The organism is Pseudomonas sp. D8002 (assembly GCF_013385695.1).
GTDB lineage: Bacteria > Pseudomonadota > Gammaproteobacteria > Pseudomonadales > Pseudomonadaceae > Aquipseudomonas.
Genome location: NZ_JACAPM010000013.1, coordinates 130,013 through 147,734 on the forward strand (window position 1 = coordinate 130,013; position 17,722 = coordinate 147,734).

The window sequence follows — 17,722 nt, forward strand, 5'->3', positions numbered from 1 at the left end:
CCACCCTAACAACCCGTGGCCGTCCTGTTTAATACTGAAAAACAGCGATATTGATACCTGCGTCGTATCAAGCCCCACACCGCCATCTACCTGAAGGAACAGCCCAGATGATCGAAACCCGCCTGTTGCGCCAGTTCGTTGCCGTTGCCGAAGCGCTGCACTTTCACCAGGCTGCGGAGCGCCTGCATATGGCGCAGCCAGCGTTGAGCCAGGCGATCAATCGCCTGGAGGCAAAGTTGGGGTTTGCCCTGCTGCAGCGTGACCGTCGTGGCGTGAAGCTGCTGCCAGCCGGGGCGGCGTTTCTTCAGACGGCCTACACCGTCCTCGGGCAATTGCAGCAAGGCATTGAGCAAGCCCGGCAGGTGTCCCAGGGAACCGCCGGCACGCTCACCATCACCTCGGTGTCGATCACCGGCTATCCGTGGTTGCTGGATACCCTCAGGCAGTTTCGCCTGGCGTTCCCCAGGGTTCAGTTGGTGATCAAGGAAATGCCCTCTGCCAACCAGGCCAAGGCCTTGTTGAGTGGTGATACCGATATCGCTTTTTTGCGCTACCTGCCAGGCCAGGCAGATAACATCGAATCCCGGCTGCTGCTGGATGAACCGATCCTGCTGGCGCTGCCCGCAGACCATCCGAATGCGGATGACGCCGCTATCGAGCTGAAGGACTTTGCCGGCGCCGATTTTGTGTTCACGCCCCAGGCATTGGGCAGTGGCTATCACCACCAGTTGATCGCTTTATGCGAGGCTGCGGGCTTCTCTCCAAGGGTGGTCCAGGAAGCCGATCAATTACCCACCCTGATTGGCCTGGTGGCGTGCGGGTTTGGTGTGGCGCTGGTGCCGCAGTCCATTGCCCGTTCGATGCCCCGTGACAAGGTGGCGTTTGTGCCCCTCACCGCCGCGTCCTCCAGCATCGGGCTCTACCTCAACTGGAACACCAGCCATTCTTCCCCCTTGGCCGGTCACTTCTTTTCTCTGCTGGATGAGGCGATGTAATACTTTGCAAGCAATGTCCGGTGACGACCGTCTGAATATTTCCTGCGCGGCCAGGGCATCTGTTAAAACCCGTGCTTCGCCTGTGTCCTGGAACCTTCATGTCTTCACGTTTTCTGTCCCGTCTCGGCCTGCGCTGGTTTCCCCTGCTGTGCATGGCCGCCCTGATCATCGGCCTGCCCGTGGGTTGCGCCGTGCTGCAACACAAGGAACGCGAGTTGCTGTTTCGCGTGGAGCCAGGCACTGCCAGCTGGTACAGCGGGTTGCCGCGTGATGTGCAGGAATTCGACCTGAAACCCGCGAGTTTCAAGGCAGGGCAGAATATTCATGGCTGGTGGTGGCCAGCGGCACAGAAGGACGCGCCGGCAATTCTCTACCTGCACGGCGTGCGCTGGAATCTCACTGGCCAACTGTTTCGCATCGAACAGCTGCGGGCCCTGGGCTTTTCCGTACTGGCCATCGACTACCGCGGCTTCGGCCAGAGTCGAGGCGACCTGCCGTCGGAAACCAGCGTGTACGAAGACGCGCGCATTGCCTGGGAACGCTTCCAGGTGCTGCAACCCGATCCTGCCAAGCGCCTCATCTACGGGCACTCCCTGGGTGGCGCGGTGGCCATCGACCTCGCGGTGGAACTGGGCAAGCAGGCAGCGAACAATCAGGTGCCGCCGCCAGTGCGCGGACTGGTCATCGAGTCCACCTTTACCTCCCTGGCAGATGTGGCCACAGCAGTAGCCAATACGTCATTGCCGGTGCGCTGGCTGCTGTCGCAGAAGTTCGATTCCATTGACAAGATCGCTGATATCCACATGCCGCTGCTGGTGGTTCACGGGCTCGCCGATGCCTTCGTGCCACCGCGCTTCAGCCAGCAACTGTTTGACGCCGCCCAACAGCCGAAACACCTGTTGCTGGTACCCGGTGCCACTCATAACGACAGCATGCGACTGGCCGGCAGCAGTTATCGCCAGGCGTTGGACAGCCTGATGCAATCGAAGCGCGCCACTCAGGTTGCCGGGCCCTCCACCGGGCGCCCAAACGACTCGTAAATCTGCATTTCGGCACCGGTTTCGCCGGTGCCTGTCAAGGCGCAAAGCCTGCCCATACTGGCCATAAACAGTGACTGATCAAATATTAACCGCAGGTTAAATCGCCATACCCGCCGGGCTCAAGCGAAGTTATCCACAGAGATACCCACGGTTTTCGTGGACAACTCTTTTTACTTTTTTACGATTTTTTTGCTCAGTAATGCCCTGTTGGAAAGCTTGGCGGCAGCAAAATCTCCTGCATCACCTCGCGAATCGAAACCATGGGATTTGGTACCGGACCGGGTGTGGTTTTTCCATGGTGCTCAGCTCACTCGGCAGGGCATCACCGACACCCCAACCCATTGCGTTTGCGCCTAATGCTGATTAATCTCGCATAAACACGCATCAACGAGCAAAAACATGCATAACAGCCATGCTGCCATCGACCTGCCCTCCCTGCGCAAACAGAAAATCCTGTTGCTGCTGGAGCGCGACGGTAAAGTCACTGCCTCGGAGTTGGTGGAGCATTTCGCCGTTTCCCAGGACACCATTCGCCGCGACCTTGGCGAACTCGCCTCCGCCGGTCTGCTGCAACGCGTGCATGGAGGTGCGCTGCCACGGCCCAAGGACACCGGCAAGGATTTCTTCACCCGGTTTGGCGAAACCACCGCGACCAAACGCCACCTGGCGCAACTCGCCGCCGATCGCGTGGAGGACGGCCAGATCGTGCTGTTCGACTCCGGTACCACCACCCTGCAAATCGCCCAGTCACTACCGCATTCCATCAAGCTGACCGCCGTCACGCACTCACCGATGATTGCCATCGCGTTGTCCGAACATCCCAATGTGACGGTGATCCTTGCCGGTGGCCAACTCAACCCGGTGACCATGGCCGCCAGCGGGCATGAAGCATTGCGGCTGATCCAGGGCATCAAGGCCGACCTGCTGTTCACGGGTGTGTGCGCACTGCATCCACAGGTCGGTATCAGCTCGTTGCACTTCGAGGAAGTGGCGGTGAAACAGGCTATGCTCGACAGCGCCTCCCACGTGGTGGCAGTCACCCTGGCCGACAAGCTGGGCGCCGTGGAGCCATTCGTAGTGGCACCGTGCAGCCGCATTCATACCCTGATTACCGAGTGGCACGTGCCGCCGGGCAGCGTCGAGGCTTATGAATGCCTGGGGCTGGAGGTGATGCAAGTGGATGCCTGAGGGGCAAGCATCGCTTGAAGGGCAAGCGCATCGACCAGCGCATGACCGCTGGCCGTATTATCGAAAATACACCAGGTCGGAATGCCCTCCTCCAGGGAGGCTCTCAATACCTCGGCCAGCGCGCACAAACGCTCGGTTTCGTAAGCGCTGTGATAGATACGCGGCGAACCATGCAGGCGCCAATAACGCACGCCTTGCCAACCTTTCGGTGCATCCCCATCAGCGATCACCGGCGGGTCGGCGGCGACCCGTCCTATCTGGTAATCCTGCAAAAGCCTGTCGGCCTGCACCCAGCTGGCGTGCCGCGGCTCAAGCACCACAGGGCCAGCGAAGCGTTGACGCAAGGCTGTGAAAAAGCCGCCGGCAATGATCGGGTCGTAGCTTAAAGAAGGCGGCAATTGCACCAGCAGGCAGCCCAGGCGGTCGCCCAATTGCAGGCACTGTGCAAGGAACTCATCCAATGCCGTATCGCAGTCCCGCAGACGTAATTCATGGGTGATGTGCCGTGGCAGCTTGACCGAAAAACCAAAGCCCGACGGCACTGACTGCGCCCATCGTGCGTAGGTCTGCGGGCGATGGGGACGGTAGAAGGAGCTGTTGATTTCAACCGCATTCAAGCACGCGGCATAACGTTGCAGATGAGTGCCCTGCCGGGGAAATCTTGGCCATTGCTCACGAGGCAGGCTCCAACCGGCACAACCGAGAAAAATCGGCATCAAAACAACACCGACGCCGCATCCCTCATGAAAATCTCCACCGTCTTCGGCCCGACGCCCTCGAACGCATTCAAGCGTTTTTCAAACTCCCCACGGTCGGCACTGGCATCGTGGATATGGCTGATCCTGCCCGCGTACTCCGCATTCAACTTGCTGCTGAGGTCGAGCAGGCGTTGCGCGGTGCTTTCGTCGTAACGCACGTAATGCGCCTCACCGAGCATGGCCACCAGTTCGCGAGAGGTGCAGTGTTGCAGTTTGCGCGGGGTGTCCCGGCCATGCTTCACCACAATCACCTGATAGGCCTGCGCCGCGATCTGCGCCTGAATGCGCTTGCCCATCAGGAAGCTGGCGACAAACCACTTGAACAGTGCGTTGTCATCACCGGGCTTGAGCTCAATACCCAGTTCCCCGGCGCTGATGGATCGCCCCATGACTGCCTCCGTTCTTCACTGACCCAGCTTGCGCTCGGCCTTGGCGGCTTGCTCGTTGATCTGGTCGGTTTGCCGTTGTGTGTCCTTGATGGACGTCGGCGTGATCACCTTATCAACGGTTTCAGTCTTGGGGTTTGGGCGCTGCAAGGAACTGTCCTTCTCGTCAAGCTGGCGACCTTTCTGCGCCTGTTCGGAGCTGATTGCATTGGGGGTTCTGTCAGTGGTTTTTTCAGTGCCCATGGTGATTCTCCTGCTGTTAAAAGATCAGGCTCCAGCGCGGAGCCGTTATGCAGCAGAGCCCATGATTTTTTGATAGTTCAAGGAAATTGCGTGGGCTGCGGCCCGGAGAAATAAGCGCAAATTAATTTAAACCTTTTGCTCAGGCACCCGCTCAACAGTCAGGTAACGGCATCGCGCCACTCTTCAGGAGAAGCATCATGAAGCACTTGCTGATGAAACAAATGGGACTGACCTTCGCGCTGGCCGCAGGCTCGATGGGTGTGGCCATGGCCGCCACTTCCAATGACTTCGTTGACGCCGCAGCCCAGGGCGGCATCACCGAAGTAGAAGCCGGCAAACTGGCGCTGGAAAAGAGCGGTGCCGCTGATATCAAGGCGTTTGCCCAGCACATGATCACCGACCACACCAAGGCCAACCAGGAGCTGACGGCCCTGGCGACGAAGCTCGACATCAAGGTGCCCGACGATGCCAGCCTCACCGACAAGGCCAAGAAAATGATCCTGGAAATCCGTGAAGAGTCCTTTGACAAGGCTTACGCCGACAACCAGGTAAAGGCCCACGAAGACACCGTGGCCCTGTTCAAAAAAGAAGCCGACTCCTCGGATAACGCCGAACTGAAGGCTTTTGCCGAGAAGACCCTGCCGACTCTCGAAACCCATCTGAAGATGGCCAAGGAGTTGCAGTCCCAGCACGCCAATTAATCATTGACCCACTCAGGAGACACTCGACCATGAGTTCGCAACTGCACGGCAAGAAGATTCTGATCATCACCTCCAACACCGGTATCGAGCGCGACGAGTTGCTCAAGCCGCTGGAAGCCCTGCGTGGTTTCGGCGCCACGGTGACCCACGGTTCCAGCAAAGGTGGCAGCACCCAGACCTTTCTCAAGGACACCGAGAAAGACAGGACGGTAGAGTCCGACGCCAAGCTCTCGGACCTGCACGGCAGTGACTTCGATGCACTGGTCATCCCCGGGGGCACCGTCAATGCCGACACCTTGCGCCAGGACGCCGATGCACTGCGGCTGATCAACGACTTCGTCAAGGCCGGGAAAACCGTAGCCGCCATCTGCCATGGCCCTTGGGCCCTGATTGATGCCGGCGTGATCGGCGGCAAGACCCTCACCTCCTACAAAAGCGTGCGCACTGACCTGGTCAATGCCGGCGCAGCAAACTGGGTGGATACGCAGGTGAAGGAATGCCCGGCCAATGGCTGGACCCTGATAACCTCGCGCACGCCCGACGATTTGCCGGCGTTCAACGAGGCCATTGCCAAGACACTGGCGGCCTGACGCCCGCCAATGCAAACAGGCGCCCTCGGGCGCCTGTTTTTTTTCGATTCTGTCTTAGCCTTTGCCATGCTCAGTGGCATGTGTCGCCCGGTTCACACCCTTGGGTCCAAACAGCGCCCAGAGGATCAGCCCCAACAGCGGCATGAAGATCAGTACCACCAGCCATAAACCCTTGGTCTCCCAGCCACTGCCACTGCGCAGAACGCTGTTGATCGCCCACAGTTCCAGCAGCACCAGAATCACCGCCAAGCCAATCCAGACATATTCGATTTGCATGATTCATCCTCCTGAGGTCGTATGCGTTAGGTCAAGCAACGCGCCCGAGGGTTCATTAAAATTGCAACGGATGGCTCTCGCCCAACGGTTGCGGCACACGGGCCGTAACCTTCTAGACTCAAATGGACACTACCTTTTACCCCTCGGAGGCCCGGGATGACCGAGCACATCATCCACTTTCACTGCCAGATCGATCAGGGCACCACCGAGCGCTTTCGTGATTGCTGCCTGGACGCCATCGAGCAAGGCGCCAGTTCGTTGCTGTTGAACCTGTCGACCACCGGCGGCAGCACCAATTTCGGTTTTACCCTCTACACCTTCCTCAAGTCCCTGCCGGTGCCGTTGTGTGCGATCAATGCGGGCAATATCGAGTCCATGGGCATCATCATGTTCCTGGCGGCAAACCGCCGGATCACCACGCCACACTCGCGCTTCCTGATCCATCCGATGAACTGGTACTTCAACCAGAACTCGGTAGACCACCAGCGCCTGCGGGAATACCTGTCGAGCCTGGACAACGACCTGGCGCGCTACGTGAAAATCTACGAACTGGAAACCGCCAGCGCCGAAACCCACCTGGATATTTTCAAGTGCCTCTCGGCCGAGGAAAAAGTCATCGCCGCTCACGAGTCACTGGCTTACGGGATTGCCCATGAGGTCGAGCAGATCGTGTTTGCCGACGACATCAAGCACTGGAAAGTCAGCGGCGGCTAGGCATTGTTTAATGCATGCAAGCCACCACTCGACCGTGCAACCTGCACGACCAGAGCCGCTTTTTATCGCACATAACCTATTATTTTATAAGCAGATAAATATTTTGTTCAACTTGGTACAACTCATGCTGTAGAGGTCTGCACAGGCGGGCAATTCGACCCGCCCTTTCGCTACCCGTGAGGTGTCACCCATGAATGCCATTGATCTTCTCAAGGCCGACCACGAACGCGTCAAAGCCATCCTGAACCAGCTGAGTGAGTCTACTGAACGCGGCGTCAAAAAGCGCACCGAGCTACTGGCGAAACTGGAAATGGAAATCAGCCTTCACACCCGCCTTGAGGAAGAAATCCTCTATCCGGCTTTTCGCAAGGCTGGGGGCAAGGATCAGGAAATCATGTACCACGAAGCCAAGGAAGAACACCGCACCGTCGACTCCCTCGTACTGCCAGACCTGAAGCAGACCTCACCCTCCACGACCGAGTTTTCCGGGCGAGTCAAAGTGGTCAAGGAACTGTTGGAACACCACATCGAGGAAGAAGAAAGCGAGATGTTCCCGCAGGCCAGGAAGCTGCTGGGCAAGGCATTGCTCGAAGAGCTTGGAGCAGAGATGGAAGCGATGAAAGCCGCGCACAAGAAGGCGCCTGGGGCCAAGCCAATGGCGGCGTGATGTCCATTCGTCGCATGGCTGGAAACTTTTTCAAACTTTGATTTGGCTGGCGGATTCCCAATTAGGCAACACCATTGATTCGCTCATCATTGAGGGTTTTGAAAATGGCTAACAGTGGAAAAACCACCTCAGGCGCTGGTCACAAGGATCAGCAAGAAACCACGCGTAAAAGCGGCGGCCAGGGTTCAGGCGGCAATGTCGCCAATGACCGCGCAAAGGCTTCTGAAGCGGGCAAAAAAGGCGGGGCTCATGGCCACGCCCCAGGCTCCAAGAAGTCTTGATTGAGGCGTCGCCGAAGCCCGGATGTGGTCCGGGCTTCGGTCCCAATCGCCAAGAGGGATTGAGTCATGAAGACCAGCATTTCCCAAAGGATCGTACTCGCCGCCAGCTTGACGCTCGTTCTGTATGCCCCCGCCTACGCAGCCTTCGGCGACAACACCGCCCCCGAGGCACCCGCCTTGAGCGGCAACAGCCCACCCGGTTCGGCGCTGCCACCCGGCACCTATCCCAGCAGCCCTTCAGGGGCCGATAGCAGCGGCAACAAGGGCGCTGAAACCAAAGCACCCGCGCCGTCAAAAAGCGTGAAGAGCATCCGCCACAAAGGCACCTCGACCCAGCATCCCGCCAACAAGAGCGGCAAGAAAACCGTTCCTGCATCGGGAAGTTGAGAAATTAGAGCTCGCTTGGGCCACCGATAAAGTCCAGGCGCAAGTTCAACCACTGCCGAACGATTTCCCGGGACGCTTGCCGGGCATCAACAGCAGAGAAGCCCCGCTCGCGCTGCAACCATTCGCTCGTGACTTGGCGCGCCGGTTCAATGGCCGCCAGCGCCTGCTGGCGTTGCTTGGCGGGCCATTGTTTATCAGCGCCCCAGTTGCGCAGCGTTAATTCAGGATCCTGGGTCTTGCCTGCGGCGCCTGGCTGGAGAAGCAGCCGAGGCGACGCGGTGGCCTTGAGGGAAAGCGTGTTCCAGTCGGCGTAGCTGGCAAAGCGGATGGTGCCTTCGTTCTGCGATGCAGTGGACAAAGGCTCGGTAAACGAATCGTCCAGCCGCTTCCAGGCCGGCTGTGCAAACAGATCACCCTGAGGGGCACAAATCGGCGCAAAGCTGTCGCGGGTGGAGCCGTACAACGACCCGAACGACTCATACGCGACCTCACCCTGCCGGCTGAAAACGAAACAGTGCACATACGGGCGTTGGTCGGCGTACATCTCATACTGTTGGCGCTCGATCATCATGCGCAGCAAGGTCAACATCACCCGGTCACGGCTGACAGCAGGATCATTCTGCAGGTCCTGCCAGATCGACCAGGGAAAACTGTCTTCCTTGAGTGCTATGAGAACCTGCTTGCGATTCTCCTCGGCCTCATTCTCCGTCACGCCACTGTCAGGTTCAAAACGCTGCAGGTAGACCAGCCAGGCGGCGGCCAGATCGTTCATCGGGTAGCGCCGAAGCCCTTCAACTGCCTGGGCCGGATGGTACGGAATACTGGCAATGATTGCGTCAAGGGCTGCGGTTTCTTTGTGGGTGATGGTTCCCACCTCGACCACTCTCTGGCTCAGTTGGGATTGCAGGCAGCCGGGCAATTGTTCCGGGGTACCGGCACACGCGTTGCGAGTCTGCAACCACGTGCGCTGGCCACGGCGCAATTCGTCGCGCTGGTCGGGTGCCAGTTTGGCCATTGCCTGGCTGTAGTACAGGCCCAGCGTAGTGTCGAGTTCGCTTAATTCAGGGCTGGCGCAAATAGCCTTTTCCACCGTGGTGGAGGCCTTTTTACAATCAAAGGACGCGCCACTGGCAGGCATCCCCGCGCCCATCAGCACGCCAGTGAGCAACAACATTGGATAGGCAGAATGAATACGGCGGGCCATGGCTTTCCTAGGGTGAGTTCCTTTCAAGGCGCTTATTGTGCCGACGCGATTGCCAATGTCCAGTCTGTCGGCACTGTCCTACGAAGCACTCGCCATGGAAGGGGGATCACTTGCCAGCTCTCGCTCAATCTGTTCGATGCTCGGCAAGCTGGTTTGCAGCTCTGCAGGCAGAGATTCCACCAGTTGATACTCGGCAACACCAATGGGGCGCGAACTGTCACGCAGGGCGTATTCGGCCACTACTTCGTTCTTGCTCTTGCACAGCAGCAGGCCGATGGTGGGGCTGTCCTGTGGGTGCTTGAGCTGGGCATCTACCGCCGCGAGGTAAAAGCCCAGCTGCCCCAGATGGTCGGGTTTGAATTTGCCGGCCTTGAGTTCGATGACCACGTAGCACCTCAGCTTGAGGTGATAAAACAGCAGGTCGACGAAAAACTCCTCGCCTCCCACGTCCAGCAACACCTGCCGACCCACGAAGGCAAAACCGGCGCCCAGCTCCAGCAGAAAATCGGTGACATGTTTGACCAGGGCGTTTTCGATTTCACGTTCCTGCGCGTCAAGGGTCAGGCCGAGGAAGTCGAAACGGTAAGGATCCTTAAGCGATTCGCGAGCCAGGTCGGATTGCGCCTTGGGTAGCAGCCCGTCAAAGTTGCTGACCGCATTGCCGCTGCGCTCCAGCAGGCGACCCTCGATTTGCATCACCAGGATGTTGCGCGACCAGTTGTGCTCGATGGCCTGGGCAATGTACCAGCGACGGGTTTCGGGCCCGGGCAGCCTGTCCAGCAACACCAGGTTATGGCCCCAGGGCAATTGTGCAGCAGCCTGTTGCACAAATTCGGAGTCCGGCCACGCCTCCGCAAATGCGCGCATGTACTTCAGGTTACGCGGCGAGAAACCCTTCATTTCCGGAAACGCCGAACGCAAATCCTGCGCCAGCCGCTCAATCACCTTGCTCCCCCAGCCCTGCCGCGCTTGCCGGGTCAGAATATCCTGGCCGATTTGCCAGTACAGCAACACCAGCTCGCGGTTTACCGCCAGGGTGGCGCGTTGCTGGGCGGAGTGGATTCGCCCCTTGAGGTCGGTCAGCCAGTCGCTGTATCCCTCGGGTGGTGTGGTCAGGCTTTCGGGGGTCTCACGCATTCCTTTTTCCCTCATGGGTTCGGCAGGCGGTCGATGGTAGCGAGGGGACAATCCGGAATGGGCCAGCAGAACGCTTTCGATACAAATCAACGGGAACCGTACCTTCACGCGGATCAAGGGGTGCCCCAACGTGCGTGCTGTGGTCAAATGGCCCAGTCACTTCCATGGTTATTCCCGATCTATGAACGCCACACCCACCGACGACAGCCAGGCATCCACCGGGGACCGCATCCTGTTCCTGCTCAAGACCCGTGGCCCACTGAAAACCACGGACCTGGCTGCGCTGCTGGACATCACCTCCGAAGCCGCCCGCCAGCAAATCCAGAAGTTGCAGGTCGCGGAGTTGATCGTCGGCGTATCAGCCCCCATCTCGGGTGCCGGCCGGCCATCCTTGAAGTGGACCCTGACCGAGACCGCACAGAGTAAATTCCCGGATTCCCATAGCGTGCTGACCTTGCACCTGATCGAGTCCATCGAAGTGATTTTTGGCAGTGAAGGCGTGGAAAAAGTCATCGCCAGCATGGAGGCGACCGCCAAGCACGAATACATCCAGGCCTGCTCCGCCGCATCGAGCTTGCAGGAGAAAGTCGCGATCCTGGTGCAGATTCGTGAGCGCGCCGGGTACATGGCGCAGATGGAGCCGCTGGACGAAGGCTGGCTACTGGTGGAAAACCACTGCCCGATCTGCGTGGCCGCCCGCAAATGCCAGGGTTTCTGCCGCTCGGAGTTGCAGATTTTCCAGGCTGCGCTGGGCGATGAGAATGTGGTGGAACGCTGCGAGCATTTGATCTCTGGGGATCGACGCTGCGCCTACAGCATCCAGCCCCGCCACCCGTAAGAAAGAGGCTGCGATGGGCTGCGCAGCAACCGTAATTCCAGCGCCGCAGTGTCCCGGATACACCAACGGTTCAGGACTCACCATTGCTGCGCAGTCCATCGCAGCCTCAGGCCGAAGTCAGGCCCATTGCAGGTTGAACAGAGCGAACGCCAACAGCGCCCAGATCGCCAGCACCAAGTGCGTCAGTTGCAAGCCCTCCTGGCGAATCCAGTAGCCAAACCACAAGCCACCCAGCAGCATCGCGAAAACGAAAGCCGAGAAGCCGCTGAGGGCGAGATTGAGCCATGGCCGCGCGGCCGAGAGGCCATCACCGAGGACCAACTGGTAGCTGCCGGTCCATGCCGCCACTGCCGCGATCACCTGCAGCGCCAACACAATCAGCAGTGCCAATTGATGCAGGTGGTGGGAACGCACAGCGCGCCTTAACAGGAGTATGTCGATGGCCGGAGCCTGGTGCAGTGGCGCCATGGCCATGGTCGCGCCCACCGCACCGACCGAGCTGCGAAAGGCCTGCAAATTGTTGACCACGGCGAGGGTCAGCCAGACACTCAAACCCAGGGCCTGAGTGATAAGGAACAGCCCTGCGGTACCTCCCGGCAACCATAGCTCGACGCTCATCCAAACCTCCTTGTCTGCTGTAGGGCAAATCAGGCTCTTGGCATATAACCAAGAATACACTTGGATAATACGGTGAGCGCTTTAACTTACACAAGGCAAACTTTTAGATCCGGTAACCGTTGTTGCCCAGTGGATCGAGCGGAACCTCAAGGCACCGGCAACCACCCGCTGAACCTTCCCTGGCTATCCAGCGCGCACCAGGCGAAATCTCCGGGCAGCGGCGGCAAGTTCTGCAGCGGTACGCCGCTGCCCTGCTTCCAGTCCACCACTTGCAGGGATGAACCTTGCCAGGCCAGGACCAGGCCCCGGGCCTGGCTGGTGTCATCGCCGACCCAACGGGCTGCCGCCGCCGTCATGAATGCTTCGATGGGCTCTTCATCGATCTGCGTGCGATACACCGAACCGAGCAGCCAACGGCACACGTTTACATGGTAGGTCCAGTCCAGGGAGGGACGGTTGCGGTAAGCCCAGGTCATGAAGCTGCGAAACAGGTTTAAGCCCTCCGGCGGGTCGAGCTTGAGCAAACCGGGGCAGATGTCGAACAAGGTGTGCCAGTACGGCAGCAACCGTGCATCCAGGTGGACGAAACAGCGGGCGTTACTCGGGTATTCGACAGACGGTAGCAACACGTCGCTGCGAGACGGACGGCGCGACGCCTTGCTGACCAGACGGGCAGCGCCGGAAGGCAGGATAGAGCTCATGGAACGCACTCACACTCGTGACGATAGAACGCCTCCTGGTATCAGGAAGCCCGGGGCACACGTCAGAATGCAGGGGAAGCGCGAGGGTTGGCCGAAGGCCAGGAATACCGTGGAGGGGCCTTGTTGCGCCGCTCATGGGCCGGGCGCGGCTTTTGCCCCAGGCCCAACAGCCAGGCCAGGCAAAACAGGAAGACGATGCCCAGGGTCACGGCGGAGCACACCGGGCAGGCGAAGAAGTTCGACCAGCTGCTGGCCGTCGGATTGCCCAGGCCGGTATCCGAGGCCGGCGCCTTGGTGCCCAGGCTTGAACAGAACTGACCGCCCAGGCCATTGAGCTCAAGCCCCATCATCTGCCCATGGCCCAAACCGCAGACGAACACATTGAACAGGACGCAAAAATACAGGGTCCAGGCAATGAGTGAACGGTCCGGGCGGGAGAGTTTCATGGCGGCGACTTTACCATTCCCCCTGTAGGAGCTGTCGAGCTTTAGCGAGGCTGCGATGCAGGCGCCACGGTCTTGCAGGAATACCGAGCCGATCCCTTCGCAGCCTCGCTCAAGCTCGACAGCTCCCACATTTGGTCTTGCCCGGCAGGGCCTGTGACAGAACGTCGCAGATTACGCCCAGAGGCCCGGGTTGTTAGAATGCCACGCTCTCCTCGCCTGATTTAACGCTTCGTGGTACCCAGGCGCTTCACAGGATGCACAGTTGATGAGTACGTTATTCACCCGCCGCAAAGTCCTCTCCGGCATGGGATTGCTGGGCCTGGGCCTGCTGGCCGGCTGTGACAACAGCCCGAAACTGAACTTCAAGTACGGCAAGGATCTGAGCGACAAGATCATGGGCCGTACCTTCAAGCTCAAGAACACCGACGGCGAGACCGTCACCTTGAGCTCTTTCCGTGGCTTGATGCCGGTGGTGTTCTTCGGCTTCACCCAGTGCCCGGCCGTGTGCCCGACCACCCTGGCGCGCATGGCCCAGGCGAAAAAACTGATGGGCCGCGACGGCAAGATCATGCAGGTGGTGTTTATCACCCTGGATCCGGAACGCGACACGCCCAAGATACTCGACGCCTACGTCAAGGCCTTCGACCCCAGCTTCCAGGCGCTGTACGGCACCCCGGAAGAAATCGCCGTGGCCGCCAAGGAATTCGGGATCTTTTATGAAAAGATCCCCGCCGGCGACAGCTACACCCTCTCCCACACCGCCACCAGCTTTGTGTTCGACACCCGGGGCACCCTGCGCCTGGGCTTGTCTGCCTCGCTTAACGCCAAAGAGTGCGCAGAAGACCTGCTCACCGTCATGGAGGTCTGCTAATGACTGCCGTTCAACACCTCAAGCGCTTCGCCCTCGGTCTCTCCCTGCTGGGCCTCGCCGCCCACGCCAGTGCACAGGCAGTGGTCACCGACGCCTGGGTACGCGCCTCGGTACCGGGCCAGCCGTCCAGCGGCGCGTTCATGACCGTTACCGCCGACAGCGACAGCAAACTGCTCAGCGTGGCGTCGCCGGTCGCCAAGACCGTGCAGATCCATGAGATGACCATGAAGGACGACGTGATGCGCATGGGCCCGGTGGATTCGGTGCCATTGCCCGCGGGCAAGGCGGTCAAGCTCGACCCGGATGGCTATCACGTGATGCTGATCGACCTCACCGCCCAGATCAAGGAAGGCGACCAGGTGCCGCTGACCGTCACCGTGGAAAATGCCAAGGGTGAAAAGCAGTCGATCGAAGTGAAGGCCCAAGCCCGTGCGTTGAATGCGACGGAAACCATGGATCACAGCAAGATGCACTAAAGCGCAGATCAAAATGTTGGGGCTTGTGTGGGAGCGGGCTTGCTCGCGAATGCGGTGTGACAGTCACCGGATGTATTGACTGATCCACCGCTTTCGCGAGCAAGCCCGCTCCCACATTGGCCCTTCAGTGTCTGAAAAATCGGGCATCCGCTTCATACTTTTTTCGTCTCGCATCAACACTTTCTATATATTTTCAATCTGCAATACAACTCGTTAGCCTGCGCAAGCCGGACGCGTCTCCCTGTCGCCGTCCGGCCAGATAATTCTAAAAATAAGCAGCAGACAACGGGAATAACAATGAACAAATCCCCCATTACCCTGGGCTTGACTTCGGCCACCCTCGGTTTGACCCTCGCCTTCCCAACCTTTGCCGAAGCTGACTTTTTCAAAGACAGCAAGGCCGACCTCGAATTTCGCAACTTCTACTTCAACAGCGATTACCGCCAGCCCAACGCGAGCCATTCCAAACGCGATGAGTGGGCCCAAGGGCTGATCCTCAATTACCAGTCGGGTTACACCGAAGGCCTGGTGGGCTTTGGCCTCGATGCCATTGGCCTGCAGGGTTTGAAACTGGACTCAAGCCCCGACCGCCAAAACACCGGCCTGCTTCCCGTGGGCGAGGATGGCGCACCGGACAGCTACAGTCGAATGGGCGCCACCGCCAAGGCGCGGATCTCCAAAAGCGTGCTCAAATTCGGCACGCTGATCCCCAAGCTGCCGACCGTACTGCCCAACGATGGCCGGCTGCTGCCCCAGACCTTTCGCGGCACTCAATTGACCAGCCAGGACATCGCCGGCCTGACCTTCGATGCCGGGCGCCTGACCAGCAACACCCTGCGTAACGACAGCGGCCATGCAGACATCGAAGTCGACGGCAAAGGCATCAAGGGTGCCGTGCCCAGCGATAAATTCGACTTCGCCAGTGCCAGCTACAGTTGGACCAAAACCCTGGTCACCGGCTACCACTACGCCAACCTCGAGAACAACTACAAGCAACACATCTTCAACCTGGTCCATACCCTGCCACTGGGTGACGCGCAGTCGTTCAAGACCGACCTGCGTTACGCCGACTCCAGCAAGGAAGGCAACAGCAACATCGACAACCAGGCCTTCGGTGCCAAGTTCACCTACAGCCTCCACGGCCACTCGTTCGGCGCCGCCTACCAGCGCATGAAAGGCACCACCGGCTTCCCCCACCTGGACGGTACCGACTCCTACCTCGTCAACTACGTGATGATCTCGCCGGACTTCGCCAACCCCGAGGAAAAGTCCTGGCAGGCCCGCTACGACTATGACTTCGCCGCCCTCGGCATCCCCGGCCTGACCTTCATGACCCGCTACCTCAAGGGTGACAACTTCGTGCGTACCCGAACCCTGGAAGGTACCGAGTGGGAGCGCAACACCGATATCGGCTACGTGTTCCAGAGCGGTGCCCTGAAGAACCTTGAAGTGAAATGGCGCAATGGCACGTATCGCAGCAATGGCAGCGGCAGCGATATCGACCAGAACCGCTTTATCGTCAGCTACACCTTGCCCTTGCTGTGATTTTTCCCGGAGCGTTGCACATGAATAGCAGAAAAAGCCTGATCCACCTGGCCGTCGCCTTTGCCCTGTTCAGCAGTTACGGCGCCTACGCCGCCGACACCGGCGCGTTGCCCTGCAAAACCACCGAAGAATGCGCCGCCCAGGCGGCCAAAGTCGGCGCCACGCCGGGCTCCTCGCAAAGCGCCCACAAGGCCAAGGGCGACCCGACCCAAACCCAGTTCGCCTGGTTGAACCGCATCAACAAAGCCTCGATCGTGATGCTCACCGAAGAAGGCATCGTCAAGCCGGACATGGGCCACAAGATCGCCGGCGGCGTGCGCTTTGCCATCGACCAGGCCGACCAGCCCGATGGCAAGCGCCCGGAAGACGTGCTGCAACTGGAAAAAATCATGACCGACAAGATCGGTCCGGAAGCGTCGCTGATCCACTCCGGCCGCAGCCGCCAGGACATGCTCGCCACCTACCGCCTGGCCAAACTGCGCTCCCAGGTGTTGGCCTACAGCGAGGCACTGAACGCCACCCGCCAACGTATCCTGAACATCGCCGACAAGAACATCGACACCCTGGTGCCCGCCTACACCAACGGCGTGCAGGCCATGCCCATCAGCTATGCGCACTACCTGCTGGCGTTCGAAGCCGCATTTGATCGCGACGGCCAACGCATCCGTGAACTCTACACCCGCCTCAACCTGAGCCCGATGGGCACCGCGGTACTGGCGAACTCCGCTTACCCGCTGAACCGCGAACGCCTGGCCGAGTTGCTGGGGTTCGACGGCGTGCGGGAAAACTCCCTGGATTCGAGCCAGGTGTCGACCTACGACATCCCGATCGAGGCGGCCAACCTCGCGGCGTCTTCGGCGATCCGCATCGGCGCGATGATTGGCGATATCCATACCCAGTACCATCAGATCCGCCCCTGGTTGCTGCTGGACGAAGAGTCCACCTACACCAGCAGTGCGATGCCGCAAAAACGCAACCCGGGGTTGTTGATGCGCACTCGGGAATCGGCCTCCGACGTGGTGGGCCTGGCGCAAACCGTGACCTTGCGCGCGCATAACGTCACCACCGGCATGACCGACTACAAGTTTGCGTTCGATTCATTGGGGCTGTTCCAGTCCACCGATGACATGTTCAAAAGCATGGATGCCGTGCTGGATGCGCTGCAGATCAACCCGCAGCGAGCGCTGGATGAGCTGGAGTCGGAATGGACCACGTCCATGGAGTTGGCCGACACCCTGGAGCGTCAGTTCAAGGTGCCGTTCCGCATTGGCCACAGCTTCGCCTCGTTGATCGTCACCGAGGCGCGCAGCAATGGCACCACGCCGAAGACCTTCGCGTATGCGGACGCGCAGAAGCTGTACACGCAGGCCGCGGACAAATACAAATGGACGCCGAATACGTTGCCGCTGGATGAGGCCGGTTTCCGTGCTGCACTGTCGCCGACCACGATGGTCAAGACTCGCAAGGGTACGGGTGGGCCGCAGCCGGAAGAGGTCAAGCGGATGCTGGTGGAAGCGCGCAAGAATCTCGACGCGGACCAGAGTTGGTTGAAGGAGCGTCGTGAGAAGCTGAAAGGTGCTGAAGGCAACCTGGACAAGGCCTTCGACAAGTTGCTCAACGCCAAGGGCTGAAATGCGATCTGAATGTGGGAGCGGGCTTG

Annotated in this window: 22 protein-coding genes; 13 read left to right on the forward strand and 9 right to left on the reverse strand. The window is 59.6% G+C overall.

Going from position 1 to position 17,722, the window contains the following annotated elements; all coding sequences use genetic code 11:
* The first annotated feature begins 107 nt into the window (after nt 1–107).
* From HX807_RS07820 to HX807_RS07830, 3 genes are all read left to right on the forward strand, one after another.
* On the forward strand, nt 108–995 hold the full coding sequence (locus HX807_RS07820) for a LysR family transcriptional regulator (protein WP_177049676.1): 888 nt from the start codon (nt 108–110) through the stop codon (nt 993–995).
* Nucleotides 996–1,093: 98 nt separating this feature from the next.
* Nucleotides 1,094–2,035: an alpha/beta hydrolase gene (locus tag HX807_RS07825; RefSeq protein ID WP_003207412.1), complete on the forward strand. Its 942-nt coding sequence runs from the start codon at nt 1,094–1,096 to the stop codon at nt 2,033–2,035.
* 399 nt (nt 2,036–2,434) lie between these two features.
* Nucleotides 2,435–3,223, forward strand: a complete 789-nt coding sequence (locus HX807_RS07830) for a DeoR/GlpR family DNA-binding transcription regulator (protein ID WP_102368864.1) — start codon at nt 2,435–2,437, stop codon at nt 3,221–3,223.
* Here HX807_RS07830 and HX807_RS07835 read toward each other — a convergent pair.
* From HX807_RS07835 to HX807_RS07845, 3 genes are read right to left on the reverse strand one after another with little or no spacing between them, the layout of a single operon-like run.
* Nucleotides 3,181–3,939: a DUF72 domain-containing protein gene (locus HX807_RS07835; RefSeq protein WP_134326396.1), complete on the reverse strand. Its 759-nt coding sequence runs from the start codon at nt 3,937–3,939 to the stop codon at nt 3,181–3,183. The genes HX807_RS07830 and HX807_RS07835 overlap by 43 nt on opposite strands.
* Complete coding sequence (locus tag HX807_RS07840) at nt 3,939–4,370, reverse strand: hypothetical protein (protein ID WP_003207407.1); 432 nt, start codon at nt 4,368–4,370, stop codon at nt 3,939–3,941. The genes HX807_RS07835 and HX807_RS07840 overlap by 1 nt, the downstream gene beginning before the upstream one ends.
* Nucleotides 4,371–4,385: 15 nt before the next feature.
* Nucleotides 4,386–4,610 (reverse strand): hypothetical protein, encoded by a 225-nt coding sequence (locus HX807_RS07845; RefSeq protein ID WP_134326395.1) that lies wholly within the window; start codon nt 4,608–4,610, stop codon nt 4,386–4,388.
* 197 nt (nt 4,611–4,807) lie between these two features.
* Here HX807_RS07845 and HX807_RS07850 point away from each other — a divergent pair, with 197 nt between their 5' ends.
* Complete coding sequence (locus tag HX807_RS07850; RefSeq protein ID WP_134326394.1) at nt 4,808–5,311, forward strand: DUF4142 domain-containing protein; 504 nt, start codon at nt 4,808–4,810, stop codon at nt 5,309–5,311.
* A 29-nt stretch (nt 5,312–5,340) separates the two neighbouring features.
* Nucleotides 5,341–5,901, forward strand: a complete 561-nt coding sequence (locus HX807_RS07855; RefSeq protein WP_003207402.1) for a type 1 glutamine amidotransferase domain-containing protein — start codon at nt 5,341–5,343, stop codon at nt 5,899–5,901.
* 54 nt (nt 5,902–5,955) lie between these two features.
* Here the strand turns inward: HX807_RS07855 and HX807_RS07860 are convergent, their stop codons facing one another.
* Nucleotides 5,956–6,177, reverse strand: a complete 222-nt coding sequence (locus HX807_RS07860) for a PLD nuclease N-terminal domain-containing protein (protein ID WP_003207401.1) — start codon at nt 6,175–6,177, stop codon at nt 5,956–5,958.
* Between the two features lie 156 nt (nt 6,178–6,333).
* Here HX807_RS07860 and HX807_RS07865 point away from each other — a divergent pair, with 156 nt between their 5' ends.
* The 3 genes from HX807_RS07865 (at nt 6,334) to HX807_RS07875 (ending at nt 8,226) form a co-directional block, all read left to right on the forward strand.
* A complete protein-coding gene (locus tag HX807_RS07865; RefSeq protein ID WP_102368860.1) occupies nt 6,334–6,891 on the forward strand; it encodes an ATP-dependent Clp protease proteolytic subunit in 558 nt (185 codons plus the stop codon).
* Nucleotides 6,892–7,081: 190 nt separating this feature from the next.
* Nucleotides 7,082–7,558 carry a hemerythrin domain-containing protein gene (locus HX807_RS07870; protein WP_008435010.1) on the forward strand — a complete coding sequence of 159 codons (477 nt, stop codon included), beginning with the start codon at nt 7,082–7,084 and terminating at the stop codon, nt 7,556–7,558.
* A 347-nt stretch (nt 7,559–7,905) separates the two neighbouring features.
* Nucleotides 7,906–8,226: a hypothetical protein gene (locus HX807_RS07875; protein WP_102606266.1), complete on the forward strand. Its 321-nt coding sequence runs from the start codon at nt 7,906–7,908 to the stop codon at nt 8,224–8,226.
* Between the two features lie 4 nt (nt 8,227–8,230).
* Here the strand turns inward: HX807_RS07875 and HX807_RS07880 are convergent, their stop codons facing one another.
* Together HX807_RS07880 and HX807_RS07885 are read right to left on the reverse strand one after the other, a co-directional pair.
* Nucleotides 8,231–9,430, reverse strand: coding sequence for a lysozyme inhibitor LprI family protein (locus tag HX807_RS07880; RefSeq protein ID WP_177049678.1), 1,200 nt, complete (start codon nt 9,428–9,430; stop codon nt 8,231–8,233).
* 78 nt (nt 9,431–9,508) lie between these two features.
* Nucleotides 9,509–10,567: a YhcG family protein gene (locus tag HX807_RS07885; RefSeq protein WP_134326392.1), complete on the reverse strand. Its 1,059-nt coding sequence runs from the start codon at nt 10,565–10,567 to the stop codon at nt 9,509–9,511.
* A 181-nt stretch (nt 10,568–10,748) separates the two neighbouring features.
* Here HX807_RS07885 and HX807_RS07890 point away from each other — a divergent pair, with 181 nt between their 5' ends.
* Entirely contained in the window at nt 10,749–11,405 is a 657-nt protein-coding gene (locus HX807_RS07890) for a metalloregulator ArsR/SmtB family transcription factor (RefSeq protein ID WP_134326391.1), read from the forward strand.
* 117 nt (nt 11,406–11,522) lie between these two features.
* On the opposite strand, the gene HX807_RS07895 is transcribed toward HX807_RS07890, so the two are convergent.
* The 3 genes from HX807_RS07895 to HX807_RS07905 all read right to left on the reverse strand — a co-directional run bounded on the left by HX807_RS07895 (nt 11,523) and on the right by HX807_RS07905 (nt 13,170).
* On the reverse strand, nt 11,523–12,023 hold the full coding sequence (locus HX807_RS07895; RefSeq protein WP_134326390.1) for a DUF2165 family protein: 501 nt from the start codon (nt 12,021–12,023) through the stop codon (nt 11,523–11,525).
* Between the two features lie 146 nt (nt 12,024–12,169).
* On the reverse strand, nt 12,170–12,724 hold the full coding sequence (locus tag HX807_RS07900) for a putative natural product biosynthesis protein (RefSeq protein ID WP_177049680.1): 555 nt from the start codon (nt 12,722–12,724) through the stop codon (nt 12,170–12,172).
* 62 nt (nt 12,725–12,786) lie between these two features.
* Entirely contained in the window at nt 12,787–13,170 is a 384-nt protein-coding gene (locus tag HX807_RS07905) for a DUF2946 domain-containing protein (protein WP_102606272.1), read from the reverse strand.
* A 265-nt stretch (nt 13,171–13,435) separates the two neighbouring features.
* Between HX807_RS07905 and HX807_RS07910 the strand changes: the two genes are divergently transcribed.
* From HX807_RS07910 to HX807_RS07925, 4 genes are all read left to right on the forward strand, one after another.
* The gene (locus tag HX807_RS07910; RefSeq protein ID WP_003207358.1) at nt 13,436–14,041 is read left to right on the forward strand and encodes an SCO family protein; all 606 of its coding nucleotides are present in this window, start codon (nt 13,436–13,438) and stop codon (nt 14,039–14,041) included.
* The gene (locus HX807_RS07915) at nt 14,041–14,517 is read left to right on the forward strand and encodes a copper chaperone PCu(A)C (RefSeq protein ID WP_003207356.1); all 477 of its coding nucleotides are present in this window, start codon (nt 14,041–14,043) and stop codon (nt 14,515–14,517) included. Before HX807_RS07910 ends, HX807_RS07915 begins: the two co-directional genes overlap by 1 nt.
* 297 nt (nt 14,518–14,814) lie before the next feature.
* A complete protein-coding gene (locus tag HX807_RS07920; RefSeq protein ID WP_177049682.1) occupies nt 14,815–16,062 on the forward strand; it encodes an OprD family porin in 1,248 nt (415 codons plus the stop codon).
* 20 nt (nt 16,063–16,082) lie between these two features.
* Entirely contained in the window at nt 16,083–17,693 is a 1,611-nt protein-coding gene (locus HX807_RS07925) for an argininosuccinate lyase (protein ID WP_003207353.1), read from the forward strand.
* Nucleotides 17,694–17,722: the final 29 nt, after the last annotated feature.

Bases quoted from the DNA above. Each gene is read 5' to 3' on its own strand.
- HX807_RS07925 (WP_003207353.1), top strand. From the start codon at position 16,083: ATGAATAGCAGAAAAAGCCTGATCCACCTGGCCGTCGCCTTTGCCCTG.
- HX807_RS07905 (WP_102606272.1), bottom strand. From the start codon at position 13,170: ATGAAACTCTCCCGCCCGGACCGTTCACTCATTGCCTGGACCCTGTAT.
- HX807_RS07835 (WP_134326396.1), bottom strand. From the start codon at position 3,939: ATGCCGATTTTTCTCGGTTGTGCCGGTTGGAGCCTGCCTCGTGAGCAA.
- HX807_RS07890 (WP_134326391.1), top strand. From the start codon at position 10,749: ATGAACGCCACACCCACCGACGACAGCCAGGCATCCACCGGGGACCGC.
- HX807_RS07915 (WP_003207356.1), top strand. From the start codon at position 14,041: ATGACTGCCGTTCAACACCTCAAGCGCTTCGCCCTCGGTCTCTCCCTG.
- HX807_RS07860 (WP_003207401.1), bottom strand. From the start codon at position 6,177: ATGCAAATCGAATATGTCTGGATTGGCTTGGCGGTGATTCTGGTGCTG.
- HX807_RS07840 (WP_003207407.1), bottom strand. From the start codon at position 4,370: ATGGGGCGATCCATCAGCGCCGGGGAACTGGGTATTGAGCTCAAGCCC.
- HX807_RS07820 (WP_177049676.1), top strand. From the start codon at position 108: ATGATCGAAACCCGCCTGTTGCGCCAGTTCGTTGCCGTTGCCGAAGCG.
- HX807_RS07885 (WP_134326392.1), bottom strand. From the start codon at position 10,567: ATGCGTGAGACCCCCGAAAGCCTGACCACACCACCCGAGGGATACAGC.
- HX807_RS07870 (WP_008435010.1), top strand. From the start codon at position 7,082: ATGAATGCCATTGATCTTCTCAAGGCCGACCACGAACGCGTCAAAGCC.
- HX807_RS07850 (WP_134326394.1), top strand. From the start codon at position 4,808: ATGAAGCACTTGCTGATGAAACAAATGGGACTGACCTTCGCGCTGGCC.
- HX807_RS07845 (WP_134326395.1), bottom strand. From the start codon at position 4,610: ATGGGCACTGAAAAAACCACTGACAGAACCCCCAATGCAATCAGCTCC.
- HX807_RS07920 (WP_177049682.1), top strand. From the start codon at position 14,815: ATGAACAAATCCCCCATTACCCTGGGCTTGACTTCGGCCACCCTCGGT.
- HX807_RS07900 (WP_177049680.1), bottom strand. From the start codon at position 12,724: ATGAGCTCTATCCTGCCTTCCGGCGCTGCCCGTCTGGTCAGCAAGGCG.
- HX807_RS07880 (WP_177049678.1), bottom strand. From the start codon at position 9,430: ATGGCCCGCCGTATTCATTCTGCCTATCCAATGTTGTTGCTCACTGGC.
- HX807_RS07825 (WP_003207412.1), top strand. From the start codon at position 1,094: ATGTCTTCACGTTTTCTGTCCCGTCTCGGCCTGCGCTGGTTTCCCCTG.
- HX807_RS07875 (WP_102606266.1), top strand. From the start codon at position 7,906: ATGAAGACCAGCATTTCCCAAAGGATCGTACTCGCCGCCAGCTTGACG.
- HX807_RS07910 (WP_003207358.1), top strand. From the start codon at position 13,436: ATGAGTACGTTATTCACCCGCCGCAAAGTCCTCTCCGGCATGGGATTG.
- HX807_RS07895 (WP_134326390.1), bottom strand. From the start codon at position 12,023: ATGAGCGTCGAGCTATGGTTGCCGGGAGGTACCGCAGGGCTGTTCCTT.
- HX807_RS07855 (WP_003207402.1), top strand. From the start codon at position 5,341: ATGAGTTCGCAACTGCACGGCAAGAAGATTCTGATCATCACCTCCAAC.
- HX807_RS07865 (WP_102368860.1), top strand. From the start codon at position 6,334: ATGACCGAGCACATCATCCACTTTCACTGCCAGATCGATCAGGGCACC.
- HX807_RS07830 (WP_102368864.1), top strand. From the start codon at position 2,435: ATGCATAACAGCCATGCTGCCATCGACCTGCCCTCCCTGCGCAAACAG.